The organism is Akkermansia sp. KLE1798, from assembly GCF_001580195.1.
Lineage (GTDB): Bacteria > Verrucomicrobiota > Verrucomicrobiia > Verrucomicrobiales > Akkermansiaceae > Akkermansia > Akkermansia biwaensis.
The window spans coordinates 389567-406346 of record NZ_KQ971081.1 but is presented as its reverse complement, the minus strand read 5'-3'; the positions used below and the strand labels follow the sequence as shown (position 1 = coordinate 406346).

General features: G+C 51.6%; 15 protein-coding genes and 1 pseudogene. 7 read left to right on the top strand and 9 right to left on the bottom strand.

Annotation, left to right across the window (positions count from 1 at the left end):
- Positions 1 to 3 precede the first annotated feature (3 nt).
- The 9 genes and pseudogenes from HMPREF3039_RS06535 to HMPREF3039_RS06495 all read right to left on the bottom strand — a co-directional run bounded on the left by HMPREF3039_RS06535 (position 4) and on the right by HMPREF3039_RS06495 (position 8494).
- Positions 4 to 1479: a helix-hairpin-helix domain-containing protein gene (locus HMPREF3039_RS06535; protein WP_067571657.1), complete on the bottom strand. Its 1476-nt coding sequence runs from the start codon at positions 1477 to 1479 to the stop codon at positions 4 to 6.
- A 1-nt stretch (position 1480) separates the two neighbouring features.
- Positions 1481 to 2953 carry a PP2C family serine/threonine-protein phosphatase gene (locus HMPREF3039_RS06530; protein WP_197457122.1) on the bottom strand — a complete coding sequence of 491 codons (1473 nt, stop codon included), beginning with the start codon at positions 2951 to 2953 and terminating at the stop codon, positions 1481 to 1483.
- Positions 2954 to 2962: 9 nt separating this feature from the next.
- A complete protein-coding gene (locus HMPREF3039_RS06525) occupies positions 2963 to 4000 on the bottom strand; it encodes a TerY-C metal binding domain-containing protein (RefSeq protein WP_067571655.1) in 1038 nt (345 codons plus the stop codon).
- Positions 4001 to 4204: 204 nt separating this feature from the next.
- Positions 4205 to 4843 carry a vWA domain-containing protein gene (locus tag HMPREF3039_RS06520; RefSeq protein ID WP_067571653.1) on the bottom strand — a complete coding sequence of 213 codons (639 nt, stop codon included), beginning with the start codon at positions 4841 to 4843 and terminating at the stop codon, positions 4205 to 4207.
- Positions 4844 to 5242: 399 nt separating this feature from the next.
- The gene (locus HMPREF3039_RS06515; RefSeq protein WP_067571651.1) at positions 5243 to 5881 is read right to left on the bottom strand and encodes a vWA domain-containing protein; all 639 of its coding nucleotides are present in this window, start codon (positions 5879 to 5881) and stop codon (positions 5243 to 5245) included.
- Positions 5882 to 5887: 6 nt separating this feature from the next.
- Positions 5888 to 6546: pseudogene (locus HMPREF3039_RS06510) on the bottom strand (TerD family protein).
- Positions 6547 to 6551: 5 nt separating this feature from the next.
- Entirely contained in the window at positions 6552 to 7103 is a 552-nt protein-coding gene (locus HMPREF3039_RS06505; RefSeq protein WP_067571649.1) for a TerD family protein, read from the bottom strand.
- A gap of 158 nt (positions 7104 to 7261) precedes the next feature.
- A complete protein-coding gene (locus HMPREF3039_RS06500) occupies positions 7262 to 7891 on the bottom strand; it encodes a stress protein (protein ID WP_082770073.1) in 630 nt (209 codons plus the stop codon).
- Between the two features lie 42 nt (positions 7892 to 7933).
- Positions 7934 to 8494: a TerD family protein gene (locus HMPREF3039_RS06495; protein ID WP_067571738.1), complete on the bottom strand. Its 561-nt coding sequence runs from the start codon at positions 8492 to 8494 to the stop codon at positions 7934 to 7936.
- Between the two features lie 481 nt (positions 8495 to 8975).
- Between HMPREF3039_RS06495 and nuoD the strand changes: the two genes are divergently transcribed.
- The 7 genes from nuoD to HMPREF3039_RS06460 are packed head-to-tail and all read left to right on the top strand — an operon-like array spanning position 8976 to position 16756.
- The gene (gene nuoD / locus HMPREF3039_RS06490) at positions 8976 to 10220 is read left to right on the top strand and encodes an NADH dehydrogenase (quinone) subunit D (RefSeq protein WP_067571736.1); all 1245 of its coding nucleotides are present in this window, start codon (positions 8976 to 8978) and stop codon (positions 10218 to 10220) included.
- Positions 10221 to 10268: 48 nt separating this feature from the next.
- On the top strand, positions 10269 to 10850 hold the full coding sequence (locus HMPREF3039_RS06485) for an NADH-quinone oxidoreductase subunit NuoE family protein (protein WP_067952003.1): 582 nt from the start codon (positions 10269 to 10271) through the stop codon (positions 10848 to 10850).
- 30 nt (positions 10851 to 10880) lie between these two features.
- Positions 10881 to 12281 (top strand): NADH-quinone oxidoreductase subunit NuoF, encoded by a 1401-nt coding sequence (nuoF, locus tag HMPREF3039_RS06480; protein ID WP_067571645.1) that lies wholly within the window; start codon positions 10881 to 10883, stop codon positions 12279 to 12281.
- Between the two features lie 48 nt (positions 12282 to 12329).
- Entirely contained in the window at positions 12330 to 14066 is a 1737-nt protein-coding gene (locus HMPREF3039_RS06475) for an NADH-quinone oxidoreductase subunit G (protein WP_067571643.1), read from the top strand.
- 35 nt (positions 14067 to 14101) lie between these two features.
- Complete coding sequence (locus tag HMPREF3039_RS06470; protein ID WP_067571642.1) at positions 14102 to 15370, top strand: complex I subunit 1/NuoH family protein; 1269 nt, start codon at positions 14102 to 14104, stop codon at positions 15368 to 15370.
- A gap of 30 nt (positions 15371 to 15400) precedes the next feature.
- A complete protein-coding gene (locus HMPREF3039_RS06465; protein WP_067571640.1) occupies positions 15401 to 15964 on the top strand; it encodes a NuoI/complex I 23 kDa subunit family protein in 564 nt (187 codons plus the stop codon).
- A 36-nt stretch (positions 15965 to 16000) separates the two neighbouring features.
- On the top strand, positions 16001 to 16756 hold the full coding sequence (locus HMPREF3039_RS06460; RefSeq protein WP_067571638.1) for an NADH-quinone oxidoreductase subunit J: 756 nt from the start codon (positions 16001 to 16003) through the stop codon (positions 16754 to 16756).
- Positions 16757 to 16780 lie beyond the last annotated feature (24 nt).

The following is a 16780-nucleotide window of genomic DNA, read 5'->3' as shown; positions in this document are numbered from 1 at the left end:
GGATCAGTTGCTGACGAGTTGTACAATGATGAGGCGGTCACCGTCATTTTTGCCGAGAAGAATCTTTTTTCCTTCGGTTAGCTCTACGGCTTGCCCTATCTCTATCTTGGTGTCAGAGTCTTTATCCCAAAGACTAGGAAGCCGACGGTTGATAAGTATCCATTTACCATTATGGAAGTGGAAATCGCCCACCGGCTTTTTCTCTTCTGGAGTAAGTTTTTCGTTGGGAAAAATGAACCGGTTAACATGCCACATATAAAGCGATTGCTTACTATATACCATCAAACGGTAATTTTCTGGTTTGAACGTACCGGTTTTAGGAGAATAGTAGAAATTTAGTACGGGAAGTTGACCGTGATATTCCGTACCGCAGAACGGACATCGCGGTCTGGTTGAGTTGTCAAACACAAACCACTTGGCTTCGCACTTCGGATTTTGACACGGCTGAATGAGGTCGGTCGTTTTCACTAATGCAGTCAGCCATTCGTCTGCTGTCGGGCGCATAGGGGGATTATGCAAACCTTCAATGAAAGCCTTGTCGAAAAGCTGCTTCAGATAGGGTCCACAGATAGAATAAGGCAATTTGGACACATCTCCTTGCGGCAACTCGGACGGACCCATATTTGTCACGTTCGGGCGATTGCTTTTATTTGCGGGGTGTTCAATAAAGAGGGCTTTGCTCCCCATTGAGAGCTCCTCATCCTTCGCCGGATCAAGGTCGTTTACCTTACCGCCGCGCAAAGGGTGGCGATATAGAAGATACATATATATCATAACGGCAAGAGCATGGCGGTCAGTCTGTATATTCGGAAGCTTCTTGTTGGGATCTCCAATTTGCAAAGCGCGTGTACCAAGCACCTCCGGAGCAATAAAGTCGGGTGTTCCCACCACATCCGGAGGGTATTTGCCCGGCACCACAAGTCCATCGCAATCAATGACACACGCCGTCCCACTCTTGGGGTCTACAAGCACATTGTTATACGATAAGTCAGAATGTGCCAATCCTGCCGCGTGCAGACGCTTAACGGCACGGGTTATTTGTATCAGCATATGGAAATGTGTCAGCCATGAGCCTTTGAACTCCGGCTCCACAAATTTGTTACGAAGTTTTGCTGATGCGAACCATTTGCCAATCTTCTCCTCCCCTTGAAAGCGACCTCCTTCAAAGAAAAAATGCTTCTGATATGTTGGCACTACCACACCAAGTTTGCCGTTCCATTCGACCAATTTTGTTGGCCAACAAAAGAGTTTCTCCCAATAGTCGCCCCCCGGTCGGTTGAATATACGGTCACGATAGATGCCTGTGATGTTTTGAAGACGATCTTTCGCATTAGCATCCTGCGATGTACGAAAGAAACCGATAACGTAGCTTTTGTCCAGGCTGAAATACACATCTTTCATCGCTCCTGAACCAATCACTTCGTCTACAAACTGCACAGTGGACCCGTCAACCGCCGTGAGTGTGATTGTCTGCGCCATATCAGTAGAGTATTGCTATTGTTCTGTCATCATGTTCGCCCGGGCTCCAGAAGTCCAACCAACGCAGCAGTTGGTCTTTTGAGGCTTCGTTATTGTCAGTGAGCTCAACTCCGGGAATTTCATCCTCGGCAAAACCGGTTTGCAGAGAGTCCCAAAACTCATTCCACTTGTTAATGTCATTAAGATTTGCATCAGTACCGAACATCGGGTCGCTCACGCCATCGGTCATCATCATCAAAGCTGTGAAATCATCCACAATTTCGAAGCGCAAGCGCTTGTAGAGCGATGCTGTGTCGGCAAATATCTCCGGCATTGTGAGGAAACGAGTTTGACCGGAGAACTCTCCTTCATCAGGAGTACCAAGTAATTTGAATGTCTGTGCCTCTTTATTGTAGATACACATGGCTCCGTCACCAACCCAGAAAGAAGCAACAAACCAACCGAAATCAAACTTCTTGCAGATAGAAAGCAAAAGTGTAGTAGCAAAATCTTTCAAGTTAGCATCTTCTGCCTGTTTAGCCGCCTCAGCAATAGCTTTATGCGCCGAGTATGCAGCATTGCCGACAATACCATACACAACATCACCAACGGTTTTACGTAACGATGTTTCGTTTTCAGCACCATAGTAATCCTGGATTTTTTCCTCCAAGTCTGAATCGCCCGTAAGTTTTCCCTTGCAATAATCGACAACAGACCGACAGGCGATTTCTGACCCCTTACGAGAAAATTTTGCGGAACCAGCACCATCGGCCACGGCTATGATATACCAGCCATTGTCATTGGAATGAAAAAGCTGGAAGTGGTCATCGCGCGGCTTCCCCTCCTGTGCATGACTGCGGCCACGGTTAGAAGCTGCAACCATATCCTTTAGTGGAGTCCCGTCAGGTCCGGCCTCAACCTTGACATATTCGCACACTTTATCTTCCTTAAAGTATGGCACATCTTTTGAAGTCGGAATATCTTTCCATAAATCACGGGGGTTGTGATTTACGGCAAATGGAATCTTTCGTTCAAGCAAAGGCTGACCGTCAAACCATCCAATATATTTATATAGAATGGTTATTATAAAATCCCCCGCTTCAGTTGGTATACCTTGTACCCTAATGATACCGTCATCCGTAGTCACCGCATTCAGGCCGACTTCGTCCAGACCTTCAATGCTCACAACAGTGACCTTGTCAGAAGGAAGTTGAATGTTCTCTGAAAGGTATTCTTTCCCCCTTGTTGCATTAGATATCTTCAAAGGGAGCGCGTTTATTTCGTTTTCAATAACTCTTCTTTGATCCATGACATATTGTTGGTATCTGTCCCAAGCATCTCTGACCGCCCAATTGATAAAGTCAGACGCTTCGGCGGCAGAAGTTAATATTTGATTCGAAGTCAATAGAGCGGCTATTTGTCGGCTCATATCTACCTTTATCAGGTCATTTTTCGACCGCCAGAACTCTTTATTCTTCTTATGCTGACTCATCATTATTGTGCATTAGCCCTGTGTACGTGATACATCTATTCCTCCTCCACTCACTGACGACAATTCTCCGTGCAGACCACACCAGGGACAATGATCGTTTGCATTTTTACCGGCACAGAAGATATTTCCGCACTCGCAAATCACGAATCCGAATTGATTTCCGCAACAGGGACAGGTAGGACGGCCATAAAGCTGATTAGTATTGATATTCTTGCCTAAATTCCTCCCATCAGATAGTTCCTGATATTGTTTCTCGTCGATTGGATAAGTTCCAACAAGACGGAAACCGTCCATAAACAGATTTTCCATATCTTTGGAATTACGAGCGTATTTGATGAGGTAAGGCTTGTTGGTTGTTTGACATTTTCCCATCACAACAGCAAAATTCTCATCAATACGTTTGGATTCGCTGGAATTGGCCTTTTCAAGACTTATACCAGTAGTCTCCGGAAACTGCATCTCGTCACTATGCTGTTCGCTTACCGACATACTTGTGGCTTTGATTGAGGCAGTTATCCACTTGAAAAACTGTCGGAAAGATTCCTTGTCAGTTTTTCTAAGAAGCAGCACATTCTCGGTAAGTTGCTCAAGAATGGACGTATTCACATTATCACCGATAGAGATTGCCACGAGATTGCAGAAGAGACGGTACTTGTCATTCCACCGTCGGAAAGAGGCAAGATAATCATCGGTGGGAGTACCGTCAGTGAACAGGAAGATAATAGGTTTCCAATCGCCTTTAACTTCCATCGTTGTCTTTTGAATATCACGCTCAATGCAATCCATCAGATAATTCATACCCACACCGAGTGAGGTGCCACTACCTACTGGGAATGTAGGAGGATAGAACTTATACAATTCAGTCAATTCCGAAAGAGTTTTGGCTTTTCCCGCAAAAGCAAGAATAGATACAAACACGGTCTCCAATGCATACGGATCGACGCGCAACTCTTGGATGATAGTACGCATACCGTTTTGGACCTCCTCAATTGGCTGTCCAACCATCGACTCGGAAACATCGATAAGAAAATATACTGGTAGTCTTCTCATATTACATTTCGGAATTATATAGAATAATCTTGCCGTAAGATTTTCAAAAATTCTGGTTGTTGATATTCAGTAAATTGCTTAATGAACAACAGAGAAAATGAATAAAACAGGACTAAAGTAAACAATACTGAAAATCATTACCGGATAACAACTCAACTTCAAGGAACTGGATAAAATTGCTTACTTGTTTGGCGTTCATAATTATTAGATTACAACATTGACCTCATCTGGAGGAGGAGGAAGGGCTATATCTTCTGTAGCACCCATCGACTTGCCACCTTCTTCAATAATGCCACTAACCCATTTAAAAAATTTCATAAAGGCGGTACTGTCCATCGTGTCAATCTGAAACACTTTGTCAGTTAACAAACGCAATTCTTCCGTCTTGGCCTTTGGTCCGGCTGCGAGTGCAACAATGTTTGTAAATTGTCGTTGTTTTATTTGGGATAATACACCCTTGTAAACTTGTATATCTGATGGTTTTCCATCGGTCATAACAAAAAGGATTGGCATCCAATCACCTTTCTGATCGGGTGTACCTTTTTGAACTTCTGAATCAACTCTCTTACAAAGCATTTCCAATGCAGAGCCAGTAAAAGTTGGTCCACTTTCCGGAACTGTTATTTCCGGCATCTGTATTTGGTCTATGGGTGTGAGAGGCAGGATTTGTTTTACCTCGCGGTCGTATGTTATAATACTTATGCTTACAGTATCCAACGCATACGGGTTAGTACGCAGGGTACTAAGCATCGCTTCAATGCCAACCTTTACAGACTCAATAGGTTCCCCTTTCATTGAACCGGAAGTATCTATAAGTAAATATACTGGTAATCTACGTGACATAATATTTTGTTGGTTTATATATCATTATCCCTGCGAGAAAAGGAGGTGACTCTTGCAAATTTATCGCACATCTGGGAGCTGATCTGCCTTTTGCCTCTAATTCAAGGAGACGAAATTGATATATCTCAGTAAGAGGAATCAACTGCCGCACTTCGGTATTGTACGTTATTATACTTGAGAATGCAGTTTTATACACATAAGTCCCCAGACTCAATGATTGCTTTAACTCATTGGATTCACATTTGGTTGCTTCTATCAGCTCACTTCTCATTAATAATGAGATATCAACAAAAATTCGTCGTACAGATAAAAATACACCTCCTGTCAGATAAGAACCTGAAGTGACTTATTGTCTCTAACCAAGTAGTTCTTCAAGTTCTTTCGGAATACATATTGAAGTTAAACTACGATGTTAACTTCTGGAGGCGGCGGCGGAAGCTCGCTGAGCGTCCCCATTTCTTTACCAGTCTCTTCTACTTTCATCGAGCCTGCGCTCACCGAGGCGGAAACCCACTTGAAGAAAGACTTGATTGTTGCTGAATCTGCGGTATCCAGCGATACTACGCACTCAGTAATTTGTTTCAACACGCTTGTATCTGCCCCTTGTCCGGCAGCACATGCTACTATCATGCCGAATTTGCGTTTGCGGAACTCGTCGAGCCCTTTGCGAATATCATCGGTAGGAACACCATCGGTCATGATAAATACAAGCGGCTTCCAGTCACCCTTGACATCGATAGTGGTCTTGGTTACCTCCTGGTCCACTTTATTGGCAAGAAGATTTAAAGCCTCGCCCAATGCCGTACAACCGCTGGCATCTATGTTAGGCTGCTGAAAATTGGCAAGTTCAGTCAGCGGTGTAACTTGCTGTGCTGTATTATTGAATGTAATGATACTAAGGTAAGCCGTTTCAAGCGCGTAGGGATCACTGCGAAGAGTGCTGACAAGGACTTGAACACCGTTCTTAACAGCCTCAATAGGTTCTCCGTACATGGAGCCGGATGTATCGAGGAGGAGATATACAGGGAGTTTTCTCATGATGGATTATTTGTAATTCGTTATTATTCTTTTTATGGTTTCACAGAGATTCCCATCAGGATAGGCATCTCCTATGGCAGAAAATTTCCATTCGCCACCACGGCGATATAATTTGCCCATAATTACGGCGGTTTTACCTTGGTATTGAGGCTCAGCAGCAACATCATATTGCGCGAATATCTCCTTCACCCATTCAGGTGTTCCTTCATACATTCTGATTGAGGCATAAGGTATCTGGGAGAAGTCTTCCGTTCCACAATTATTGAGGAAAAAGAAAATTTGCTCAACACTAGAGGATATTTTGTTAAGGTCGACTGTGATAACCTCGTTATCAAGGCCATCATCACCGTCTTGGTCGCCTTTAAGATCATCGCCGGAATGATGTAATGCACGGTCATTGGAATCGACTTTGCCGGGAGGCATATCATATTGATCAAGGAACTCTTTACGATAAAGAGGCGAATAGATGTGGTCGCAGAGATTGCCGTTGGCATCAAGCATTACACAACTTAAATCGAGGTCTACATCCTGTACTGAGTTGCCAAGTTCAAGAAATCCATTTTTTTTATACCCCCCCAGTTACAACCTACACAGAACTGTGTAAGTTTCGAACCATTATTTTTTTCTAAATTGATTCGCTGGCCTTTTTCTAATCGTATTGCCATAATTATTAGCTGTATTTGTTGAGAAAGGATTCAAGCCCCTGTTTGTAACCAATACCCACAGCCTCAAATTTCCATGTTCCGTTGCGCTTATAGAGACGCCCAAACTCTACAGCTGTTTCCACACTGAAATCTTCCTCCAATTCGTACTTGGCTATTTCTTCTCCTGTGTTGGTTTTGTAAATTCGGATAAACGAGTTACGAACTTGGCCGAAGTTCTGACGACGTTCATCTGCCTTATGGATTGTGACCACGAAACAGATTTCAGTAGCACGGGAGTTGATTTTACTTAAATCGATGCGGATGCTTTCATCATCTCCATCTCCTTCTCCAGTAAGATTATCTCCGGTATGCTCTACTGCTTCGTCGGGCGATTTTAGGTTATTGTAGAATACAAAGTACTCGTCACTGAGAATTTTCTTGTTTTCTCCAAGAATGAATGCTGATGCATCCAAGTCAAAGTCTTGACCTGTATCGGACTGGTTGGTATCCCATCCCAATCCGATGGAAAATTTTTGGAAATCAACATTAATCCTTTGTCCTTTTTCCAGATTAATCATTGTGAAAATTGTTTAATTTTTGAATTATTATATCAATTCTATCTAAAAATAAATCAAACGAAATTGTTTACTTCAGCTTTGTTTCATTGATCTTCTCTGTTTTCCATCTGAGTAATTTCCTGAGCACAAAAAACCAAAATATCAAAAATTACAACTAATTACTTGCTTCCGGGAGAATAATTGAATCCCCAACCATATCTGCGGTCGCAGTCTGAATGCCCGTCATGAAATGTCACAAGCTTTTGCACAGTCATTGAGTTGTCTGTACCAATTTCTATGGAAGCGATAGCGCAGAATTTCCTAATACTGCTTTGTTGCCCCATCTTCACTATGACATCCTCACATCCGGGAACTGAGACTTTTACTACAGCATTGGTGTCGGCCCATTTGGCAACTCCATCGTAAATAAAAGTGTAGACCACAATTCTCTTAATTTGCGATATACCCTGAGGGTTGACAAAAATTGTCTCACCTGACTCTGCACCGCCTCCACGGTCATCACCTCTATGCCAAATATAAGGGGCTTGTGTATAGCATCCCTGCCGAGTTTGCTGGTCTCTGCGACCGCCTCTACCGTGAGAGAACTGTAGCCCATCGATGAGAGTCTTTGAGCCATCTCTCATTTCATAGAAACAGCCGAGATCCAAGTCTATATCGCCACCGAACATTCGTTTGAGGAAACTGCCTTTACTCCAGCCAAGATTGATTTTAATCTCCCCTGGCGTACGTATTGCCTTATCAAGGTTTATGCGATGTTTGTCACCGCTCTTTTCAAGTACAATAGCCATGACGATTACATATATTTAGAAACAAATTCGTCAAAGTCTCCTTTACCCTACATATTTATTAACAAGGTATTGAAGCCCGCCTTTGAAACCGTTGCCCATAGCTTCGAATTTCCACTCTCCATTGTAGCGATAAAGACGACCGAACTCTACTGCTGTTTCCGTTGAGAAATCCTCATCAAGCTCATACTTTGCAATCTCCTCATTGGTGAGCGCATTGTAGATGCGGATATAGGAGTTGTGGACTTGGCCGAAATTCTGACGGCGTTGTTCAGCATCGTGAATAGTCACGGTGAACAAAATCTCTTGCACGCGAGAATCCACTTTCGCTAGATTCACGGTTAGAGTTTCATCATCTCCACCATTACTGTTTCCGCCGGTCAAGTCATCGCCTGACGATTCAACAGCTTTATCCGGAGAATTTTGATTGTTGTAGAATACGAAGAATTCGTCTTGAGGTAGTTTACCGTTAGCTCCAAGCATGAATGCGGAAGCATCGAGGTCGAAATCATAACCTGTACTTGTATTGGGATCCCAGCCAAGACCTACACCAACCTTCTGAAGGCCGATACCTATGCGCTGCCCTTTTTGTAAGTTGATAGCCATAATATTATATAGATTTCTCCTTTTTATTTTCTTACTAATCTGCAATACACTCCGTCGTGCAACATTTTTCTAACGGATTTGAAATCCGCATATAAAGTGAATCCTGAAAAGGGATATGCCGAGAACCGACCACAAATCTTCCCTATCTCCCTCTCTCATTGCGTTTGGGTACATTCAGCCATAAGGTTCGGCTGTCCTGTTTTTCCGGCATCCGACCTGTGGAAATAACTGAGCAAATTTGCATTAAATTATTTTTTCTCAAATTTGTAGGTTGACTTCGGATTTCAAATCCGCTTTTTCCCATATTCGGCAGGTTCCAGATAAAAGCTTATTGTTAGAAGAAGCTAACATTCATCAATTGAGGAGACTCCCGCACCACCTTCCCGGAATACCAAAAAAACTGACATTTGGCTTGCCCGCATGGTGTGAAGTGGCATAATTGTTCAGCACCATTATCAGGTTCAGCCAGGCAGGACATTCCATGAACACGAGCACCAAAACCTTCACCGTTGCAGATACAGCCGCCAACGCCGATTATCTCACCAATACATCCGAACCGCTCGGAGAAACGATGACCCTGAACGTGGGCCCCTCCCACCCCGCCACCCACGGCGTGCTCCGCCTGGTTCTGGAGCTTGACGGCGAAGAAATCATCAGCTGCGATCCCGTAGTGGGCCACCTGCACCGCGGCATGGAGAAGATCGGGGAGACGATCCAGTACAACCAGTTCGTCCCCTACACCGACCGTTTTGACTACCTGGCCCCCCTGTCCAACAACATCGCCTATGCCTGCGCCGTGGAAAAGCTGATGGGCTGGGAACTTCCGCCCCGCGGCCAGGCCCTGCGCGTGCTCGCCCTGGAGCTTTCCCGTTTTTCCTCCCACATTCTGGGAGTGGGCGTATACGCCATGGATGTGGGCGCCATGACCGTGTTCCTGTACTGCTATGAGGAACGCGAAAAAATCCACAACTTTTACGAACAGCTTACGGGTGCGCGCTTCACGTCCTCCTACACCCGCATCGGCGGCCAGACGCGCGACGTGCCGCAGGAAATGCTGAAGGAAGTGCTCGCCTTCTGCGACCAGGCGGAAAAGACCGTTGACGAAACGGAAGCCCTGCTGCTCAAGAACAAGATTTTCATCGACCGCCTCCAGGGCGTGGGCATCATTCCCCGTGAAAAAGCCCTTTCCTGGGGCCTTACCGGAGCCAACCTGCGCGCCAGCGGCGTCAAGCGCGACCTGCGCAAGACCAATCCCTACCTGGGCTACGAACAGTACGAATTCGATGTCCCGATCGGCGAACACGGAGACTGCTACGACCGTTTCACCGTCCGCATTGAGGAAATGCGCCAGTCCCTGCGCATCATCCGCCAGGTGGTCGCCACCATGCCGGAGGGGCCCATCAACGTGGTGGACAAGAAAGGCACGCTTCCGCCCAAGGAAAAAGCGCTGACGGACATGGAGTCCCTGATCCGCCAGTTTATGACCACCACAATGGGCGTGAACGCCCCCGCGGGCCAGGTTTACTTTGCCGCGGAAAACCCGAAGGGAGAACTGGGCTTCTTCCTGGATTCCAAGGGCGGCGGTCTTCCCAACCGCCTGCGCATGCGCTCCCCCTCCTTCTGCAACCTTTCCATCCTGCCGGAGCTTCTGCCGGGGCACCTGGTTTCCGACGTTCCGGCCATTCTCGGCTCCTTTGACTTCGTGATGGGCGAATGCGACCGCTAACACGAACCCGCACCTTTTCCGCCAACCTTAACACATATTTCCATCCCCATGTCCGATTACGCTGAAAACGCCATTGACGCGCTCATCGCCCATCATCCCAGCCCCGGCGAACAATTCTACCCGGCCTTTGAAGCCACGCCGGAACTTGATGCCGCCGCAAGCGAATACATCACGCATTATCCGGAGGGCAAGCAGCAGTCCGCCGTTCTCCCCATTTTGCATGAGATTCAAAAGAAATTCGGCTACATCAGCGCGGACGCCATCACCTGGACGGCGGAAAAGCTGGGACTCACCGCCGCCCATGTACTGGGCGTGGTCACTTTCTATCCCGGCCTGCGCCAGACCTGCCCCGGCAAGAACCACATCCGCGTCTGCCGCACGCTTTCCTGCGCCATGGCGGGGGCGGACAGCCTCTTCAACACCATCTGCACGCGCCTGGGAATCGACAAGAGCAGCATCGACCACCACCACCCCATCGGCGTCAGCCCCTCGGGCCTGTGGAGTGTGGAAGGCGTGGAATGCCTCGCCAACTGCGGATTCGGCCCCAACATGATGGTCAACGACATCCTGTATGAAAAAGTCACGCCGGAACTGCTGGAGGAAGTGATCCTCAAATACCAGAACGCTTAATTTTCCCCACCACGCACCAGATCACCCGTCATGAGCATTACCTATCTTCCCGGTAAAGAGCCCCACCCCAGGGAAACGCGCCGCATTCTTAAAAACATCAACCGCGAAGGGTGGAACACGTCCATTGACTGTTACCTGGCCGACGGCGGCTATGAAGAGTTGAAAAAGGCGCTCGGCATGGAGCCGAAGGCCGTCATTGACGAGGTGAAGAAATCCGGCCTGCGCGGCCGCGGCGGCGCGGGCTTCCCCACCGGCGTCAAGTGGACCTTCATCCCGCCGAACAACACGAAGCCCGTCTATCTGGTCTGCAACTGCGACGAATCCGAACCCGGCACCTTCAAGGACCGCTACATCGTCCACCAGGACCCCCACCAGCTCATTGAGGGGATGGTCATTTCCAGCTACGCGGTGGGCGCCCACCTAGCGTACATCTACATGCGCGAGGAATTCCCCATTGCCGCGGAAACCATGCTCAAGGCCCTGCAGGAGGCGCGCGAACGCGGCTTCCTGGGCAAGAACATCCTGGGGTCCGGCTACGATCTGGAAATCCACCTGCACCGCGGCGCGGGCGCCTACATCTGCGGTGAGGAAACGGCCCTGCTTAACTCCCTGGAAGGCGTGCGCCCCTACCCCCGCATCAAGCCCCCCTACTTCCCGGCCGCCATCGGCCTGTACGGCTGCCCCACCATCGTGAACAACGTGGAATCCCTGTGCCAGGTGAAGCACGTCATCGCCATGGGCGGCGAAGCCTACGGACAGGAAGGCGCCAAACGTTCCCCCGGCACGCGCATCATCGGCGTCTCCGGCGACGTGCGGCGCCCCGGCTATTATGAAATCGTTTCCGGTTCCATGACCTTCGGCGAACTGCTGTACGACGTCTGCGGCGGTCCTCGTGAAGGCCGCGAATTCAAGGCGGTCATTCCCGGCGGCTCCTCCTCCAAGGTCATGCGCACGGACGTGGAGTACAAGACCCGGAATCCGGACGGCACCACGGGCAAAATCTCCTTCTTCGACATCCCTCTGGACCTGGACAGCATCGCCCAGTACGGCTCCATGTCCGGTTCCGGCGCGGTCATCGTCATGGACGACTCCCGCTCCATGCCCTGGGCGCTGAACAACATCAACCGCTTTTACGCCCACGAATCCTGCGGCCAGTGCACTCCGTGCCGCGAAGGATGCCCGTGGATGATGAAGCTCAGCACGCGCATCCTGGAAGGCAAGGGAGCCCCCTCGGACGTAGACCTCCTCATCCAGGTAGCCAACCAGATCGAAGGCAAGACGGTCTGCGCCTTCGGGGAAGCCGCCTCCTGGCCCACCCAGGCCATGGTCTCCAAGTTCAAGGAGGAATTCGTGGCCCTGACGGATCCCTTCAACGCCTGCCTGCCCCACTCTGCGGAAGGCAGGGAACAGCGCCGCTATTTCATCCGGTAACCTCACCACGTCCCCAGTTTCAATTCCATTCCCTCCCATCACGTCATCATGAGCGAAGAAGCTTACAAACTCCCCAAAGACGCCGCTGCCGCGGAAGGCAAGGTGAACGTCCAGATCAACGGCACGTGGTACCGTTTCCCGCGCGGCACCAGGATTGCAGACGCCTGCCGCTCCGTGGGCGTGCCGATTCCCTGCTTCTGCTACCATCCCAAGCTGGCCGTCGTCGGCTCCTGCCGCATGTGCCTGGTGGAACAGGGCATGCCGCCCAGGCTGGCTCCGGGGCAGACCCCTTCCTACGACGAACAGGGTTTCCAGCCTATCCAGTGGATGCCCCGCCCCATCATCTCCTGCGCGAATACGGTGGCGGAAAACATGGGCGTACGCACGGACAGCCCGCTGGCGGCCGAGGCGCGCCGCGGCGTGCTGGAATTCCTGCTCACCAGCCATCCGCTGGACTGCCCCATCTGCGACCAGGCCGGGGAATGCAAGCTTCAGGAATACTCCAACGACTACGGTCAAATTGAAGGCCGCTACGAGGAAAGGAAAACCAAGAAGGGCAAGAACCTCAGCATCGGCCCGCGCGTCAACCTGGACCAGGAACGCTGCGTGCTCTGCGGCCGCTGCGTGCGCTTCATGCGCGACATCATGCACGACGAAGTGCTCACGATGTCCCAGCGCGGCACGTACAACGCCATCACGGTTTATCCCGGCCGGGAACTGGACAGCAACTATTCCCTGAACACCGTGGACCTTTGCCCGGTGGGCGCCCTGACCTCCAAGGACTTCCGCTTCAAGATGCGCGTATGGTTCCTGAAGGAGACCAAGACCATTGACGTGGACTGCGGCACCGGCACCAACATCACCCTGTGGACCAGAGAAGACCGGGTGTACCGCATCACCCCGCGCCCGAACGACGCCGTGAACTCCTGCTGGATGCCGGACTCCCACCGCCTGAATTACAAATACATCAATTCTCCCCAGCGCATCCCGCAGCCCGTGATCCGCACGGACGCCGGAGCTCCCCACCGCCCGGCCACCTGGGAACCGGCCCTGGCCTCCGCCGCTGAAGCCTTCAAGCGCATTTCCCCAGACAAAATCGCGATCATCGCCTCCGGACGGATGACCAATGAAGAACTTTACATGGTGCGCCACCTGGCCGCCCAGATCGGCACGGACAGGGTGGACATCGTACCCCGCACGGGGGAAAGCGACGGAATGCTGATTTCCGCGGACCGCAACCCGAACACGAACGGCGCGAAGCTGGTGCTGGGCATCGAACCCGGTTCCAGACTGGACGCCATCCGGGAAGGGGTGCGCAACGGCTCCGTCAAGGCCGTCCTCGCCCTGGGGGAAGACCTCACCGCTCCGGAAGCCGGATTCACGCCGGAAGACCTCAAGAAGCTGGACTACCTCTTCATGATCGCCCACAGCGCCAATGAAACGGGCCGCCATGCGGACCTGGTGCTCCCCGGCGTCACCTATGCCGAAAAATTCGGAACCATGATCAATGTGGCGGGCCGCATCCAGCGCCTGAACCGCGCCATCCGGCCCGTGGGCTATTCCCGCGACGACTGGCAGATCCTGAGGGACATCACCGTGGCCCTGGGCGGCAATCCCGCCCTGAAGGACTTCTCCTCCGCCCTGGATATCCTGACGGTCATGAGCACCGAATACGAGGCGCTGAACGGCCTTACCTGGGGTTCCATCGGAGACGGCGGCCGGCCCATTCTGGAAACGGGCGTCACCATTCCCGTGGTGGAACGCGAAAGGAACCAGTCCCGCTAACAACACTTCACACGCATACAACCCGTTAATCCGCCATGATTGATTCGATTCTAACCTTCTGCGACGAGGTGCTCAGCAACCCCATCTGGTTCTACGTCATCACCCTGCTGATCAAGATCGTCATCTGCTTTGCCATCACCATCCTGTTCATTCCGATCTGCGTGTACATCGAACGCCGGGTGGCCGCCTGGATCCAGGACCGCGTGGGCCCCAACCGCGCCGGCATCCCGCTGAGCATCTTCCGCCGCTTCGGCGTGAAGTCCGACCTGCCGTTCAAGAAGACGCTGGACTACTTCGGCCTGCCCCACGACGGCAAGATCGCCAACCTGTGCCGCTTCTTCCGCCTGGACCGGGACATTCCCATCTTCGGCCTCGTCCAGCCTATGGTGGACGGCGGCAAGCTGTTCCTGAAGCAGGACTTCACGCCGCCTTTCGTGCGCCGCGTCTATTTCTGGATCGCCCCGATGCTGGTGCTTGCCCCGCCTCTGATGACGGCTGCCGTCATCCCCTTTGCCGGAGACCTGCATACCTCCTACGGCAATGTGAACATGGCCGTGGCCAACCTGAGCGTGGGGCCGCTGTGGGTGTTCGCCATCTCCTCACTTTCCGTGTACGGCCTTGTGCTGGCGGGCTGGTCCTCCAACTCCAAATTCCCGTTCCTGGGCGGCGTGCGCTCCTCCGCGCAGATGATCTCCTATGAAATCAGCATGGGGCTGTCCATCATCCCCGTTCTGATGATTTACAGCACGCTGGACCTGTCCAACATCGTGGAATACCAGGCGGCCAACGGCTGGCTGCTGCTTCCCGTGTGGGGAGAGGGCCTGAGCTGGCAGCGCTGGATTCTGCTGGTGCCCGTGGCCATCAGCTTCCTCATCTTCCTGACTTCCATCTTCGCGGAAGCCAACCGCACCCCCTTTGACATGTCCGAATGCGAGACGGACCTCGTGGGCGGCTACCACACGGAATACTCCTCCATGAAATTCGCGCAGTTCTTCATGGGCGAATACGCCGCCATGGTGGTGGGCTCCTCCCTGGTCATCACGCTCTTCCTGGGCGGCTGGTCCATCGGCTTCGGCCTAGACGGCTGGCTGAACGAACACGTCGCCAACTGGGTGGCGGTGCTCTGCCAGCTGGTCGCCTACGTGCTCAAGCTCCTCTTCTTCGCCTTCTTCTTCGTCTGGGTGCGCTGGACGCTGCCCCGCTTCCGCTATGACCAGGTGATGAAGCTCGGCTGGATGGTCTTCTTTGAACTGGCCGTCATCAACATCTTCATCACGGCCGCCATCCTGTACTTCGTCCAGTAAACCAACCCTTTATCCCGATACACAAATATTATGGCCTTCAAAACGATCAAGCGCCCGAAGATTTCCCTCGGAGAGCGGTTCTACTTGCAATCCATCCTGGGCGGTCTCTGGATCACCATCAAGCACCTGGCCCTGGCCCTGGTGGGCAAGTCCCGCAACAAGAAGGAACTGGCCGGCTCCGGAATCGGCGTCACCATGCAGTACCCGGAATTCCGCTGGGACAAGCACCTGCCTCCCTATTACCGCGGCTACCCCGTGCTGGTGAAGGGCGAGGACGGGCGCGAACGCTGCGTCTCCTGTCAGCTCTGCGAATTCATCTGCCCCGCCCGCGCCATCACCATCACGCCCGGCACTGTCAAGGAAGGCGACTGGGACAAGGTGGAAAAAGCCCCCAAGGAATTCGAGATCGACATGCTCCGCTGCATCTACTGCGGCATGTGCGAGGAAGCCTGCCCGGAACAAGCCATCTTCATGAGCCAGGACTACCTGCTCACCCCCACGGACCGGACGCAGTCCATCCACAACAAGGCCAGGCTTTACGAACTGGGCGGCACCCGCAAGGGGCTGGTCAACAAGTGGAACCAATACAAATAACACACCCCGAACTCCTCACTCCACATTCTGCACGTTATGAACATTTTTGCCAGTGACATACTCTTTTACGTCTTCGGGGCCCTGGCCGTGATCCTGTCCCTGATGGTCGTCTTCATGCGCAACCCCGTTTCTTCCGCCATGATGATGGCCCTCTCCTTCGGGGCGACGGCCGCCGTCATGATCGGGCTGGGCGCCCACTTCCTGGGCATTCTGCAAATCCTCGTGTACGCCGGGGCCATCATGGTTCTCTTTGCGTTCATCATCATGCTGCTGAACGTAAAGCTGGAAACCTCCCCCTTCCGGCGCCCCGTTTCCGTTGCCGTGGGCGTCATCATTGCGGGGCTGTTCCTCGGCCAGCTCATCGGCATCATCTACTCCCTGCCCGGCGCCAGGGACTGCGGCCGCTGCCCGATGGCCAGCGCGGAACAGGCCTGGAACGATCTGAAAATCGGACAGGATGCGCCTGAAAACGATGCTGCGTGCAACACGGCATGCGAACAGGGACCCCGGTTCTCAAGCTACTGCATAACCAAGAAGCAACTGGACAATCTGATGCAATCCTCTTCCCGTTTCGCGGTTCTTCCTCCCATTTCCCCCCAATGCTCGGCGGAACGTTTTCCGGAAGGGACCACCATCCGCGCCGAGATTGACAACGGAGAATTTCCGGACACCGCCCTGCTGGGCCGCACCCTGTTTGACAAGTACAACCGCACGCTGGTCATCGCGGGGCTGGCCCTGCTGGTGGCCTCCATCGGGGTCGTGGTCCTGAGCCGTCGCCCCTCCGGCAAATAACGAACATCTCAATACAGCCAATCA

Excerpts from the sequence above, each read along its gene's own strand:
- HMPREF3039_RS06535 (WP_067571657.1), bottom strand. The coding sequence starts at position 1,479 with ATGGCGCAGACAATCACACTCACGGCGGTTGACGGGTCCACTGTGCAG.
- HMPREF3039_RS06530 (WP_197457122.1), bottom strand. The coding sequence starts at position 2,953 with ATGATGAGTCAGCATAAGAAGAATAAAGAGTTCTGGCGGTCGAAAAAT.
- HMPREF3039_RS06525 (WP_067571655.1), bottom strand. The coding sequence starts at position 4,000 with ATGAGAAGACTACCAGTATATTTTCTTATCGATGTTTCCGAGTCGATG.
- HMPREF3039_RS06520 (WP_067571653.1), bottom strand. The coding sequence starts at position 4,843 with ATGTCACGTAGATTACCAGTATATTTACTTATAGATACTTCCGGTTCA.
- HMPREF3039_RS06515 (WP_067571651.1), bottom strand. The coding sequence starts at position 5,881 with ATGAGAAAACTCCCTGTATATCTCCTCCTCGATACATCCGGCTCCATG.
- HMPREF3039_RS06505 (WP_067571649.1), bottom strand. The coding sequence starts at position 7,103 with ATGATTAATCTGGAAAAAGGACAAAGGATTAATGTTGATTTCCAAAAA.
- HMPREF3039_RS06500 (WP_082770073.1), bottom strand. The coding sequence starts at position 7,891 with ATGGCTATTGTACTTGAAAAGAGCGGTGACAAACATCGCATAAACCTT.
- HMPREF3039_RS06495 (WP_067571738.1), bottom strand. The coding sequence starts at position 8,494 with ATGGCTATCAACTTACAAAAAGGGCAGCGCATAGGTATCGGCCTTCAG.
- nuoD (WP_067571736.1), top strand. The coding sequence starts at position 8,976 with ATGAACACGAGCACCAAAACCTTCACCGTTGCAGATACAGCCGCCAAC.
- HMPREF3039_RS06485 (WP_067952003.1), top strand. The coding sequence starts at position 10,269 with ATGTCCGATTACGCTGAAAACGCCATTGACGCGCTCATCGCCCATCAT.
- nuoF (WP_067571645.1), top strand. The coding sequence starts at position 10,881 with ATGAGCATTACCTATCTTCCCGGTAAAGAGCCCCACCCCAGGGAAACG.
- HMPREF3039_RS06475 (WP_067571643.1), top strand. The coding sequence starts at position 12,330 with ATGAGCGAAGAAGCTTACAAACTCCCCAAAGACGCCGCTGCCGCGGAA.
- HMPREF3039_RS06470 (WP_067571642.1), top strand. The coding sequence starts at position 14,102 with ATGATTGATTCGATTCTAACCTTCTGCGACGAGGTGCTCAGCAACCCC.
- HMPREF3039_RS06465 (WP_067571640.1), top strand. The coding sequence starts at position 15,401 with ATGGCCTTCAAAACGATCAAGCGCCCGAAGATTTCCCTCGGAGAGCGG.
- HMPREF3039_RS06460 (WP_067571638.1), top strand. The coding sequence starts at position 16,001 with ATGAACATTTTTGCCAGTGACATACTCTTTTACGTCTTCGGGGCCCTG.